1 other annotated feature is annotated in these 1,717 nt (G+C 53.6%).

Annotation, left to right across the window (positions count from 1 at the left end):
- Positions 1–1,717, bottom strand: a sequence feature (23S ribosomal RNA rRNA prediction is too short).

The raw sequence follows: 1,717 nt of genomic DNA on the forward strand, positions 1-1,717 counted from the left end.
TTTGGTTAAGTCCTCGAACGATTAGTATCAGTCAGCTCCACGTGTCACCACGCTTCCACCTCTGACCTATCAACCTGATCATCTTTCAGGGTTCTTACTAGCTTACGCTATGGGAAATCTCATCTTGAGGGGGGCTTCATGCTTAGATGCTTTCAGCACTTATCCCTTCCGCACATAGCTACCCAGCGATGCTCTTGGCAGAACAACTGGTACACCAGCGGTGCGTCCATCCCGGTCCTCTCGTACTAAGGACAGCTCCTCTCAAATTTCCTACGCCCACGACGGATAGGGACCGAACTGTCTCACGACGTTCTGAACCCAGCTCGCGTACCGCTTTAATGGGCGAACAGCCCAACCCTTGGGACCGACTACAGCCCCAGGATGCGATGAGCCGACATCGAGGTGCCAAACCTCCCCGTCGATGTGGACTCTTGGGGGAGATAAGCCTGTTATCCCCGGGGTAGCTTTTATCCGTTGAGCGATGGCCCTTCCATGCGGAACCACCGGATCACTAAGCCCGACTTTCGTCCCTGCTCGACTTGTAGGTCTCGCAGTCAAGCTCCCTTGTGCCTTTACACTCTACGAATGATTTCCAACCATTCTGAGGGAACCTTTGGGCGCCTCCGTTACTCTTTAGGAGGCGACCGCCCCAGTCAAACTGCCCACCTGACACTGTCTCCCACCTCGATGTAGAGGTGCGGGTTAGAATGTCAATACAGCCAGAGTAGTATCCCACCGACGCCTCCACCGAAGCTAGCGCTCCGGCTTCTCAGGCTCCTACCTATCCTGTACAAGCTGTACCAAAATTCAATATCAGGCTACAGTAAAGCTCCACGGGGTCTTTCCGTCCTGTCGCGGGTAACCTGCATCTTCACAGGTACTATAATTTCACCGAGTCTCTCGTTGAGACAGTGCCCAGATCGTTACGCCTTTCGTGCGGGTCGGAACTTACCCGACAAGGAATTTCGCTACCTTAGGACCGTTATAGTTACGGCCGCCGTTTACTGGGGCTTCAATTCAGAGCTTCGCTTACGCTAACCCCTCCTCTTAACCTTCCAGCACCGGGCAGGCGTCAGCCCCTATACTTCGCCTTGCGGCTTCGCAGAGACCTGTGTTTTTGCTAAACAGTCGCCTGGGCCTATTCACTGCGGCTCTTCAGGGCTATTCACCCTAAAAAGCACCCCTTCTCCCGAAGTTACGGGGTCATTTTGCCGAGTTCCTTAACGAGAGTTCTCTCGCTCACCTTAGGATTCTCTCCTCGCCTACCTGTGTCGGTTTGCGGTACGGGCACCTGTTTTCTCACTAGAGGCTTTTCTTGGCAGTGTGGAATCAGGAACTTCGGTACTTTATTTCCCTCGCTATCACAGCTCAGCCTTTATGGTAAACGGATTTGCCTGTTTACCAGCCTAACTGCTTAGACGCACATATCCAGCAGTGCGCTTACCCTATCCTCCTGCGTCCCCCCATCGCTCAAACAAAAACGAGGTGGTACAGGAATATCAACCTGTTGTCCATCGCCTACGCCTTTCGGCCTCGGCTTAGGTCCCGACTAACCCTGAGCGGACGAGCCTTCCTCAGGAAACCTTAGGCATTCGGTGGATGGGATTCTCACCCATCTTTCGCTACTCATACCGGCATTCTCACTTCTAAGCGCTCCACCAGTCCTTCCGGTCTAGCTTCAACGCCCTTAGAACGCTCTCCTACCGCGTACACCTAC

The sequence above is a fragment of the Robertmurraya massiliosenegalensis JC6 genome (assembly GCF_000311725.1).
In the GTDB taxonomy this organism is placed as follows: Bacteria; Bacillota; Bacilli; order Bacillales; family Cytobacillaceae; genus Robertmurraya; species Robertmurraya massiliosenegalensis.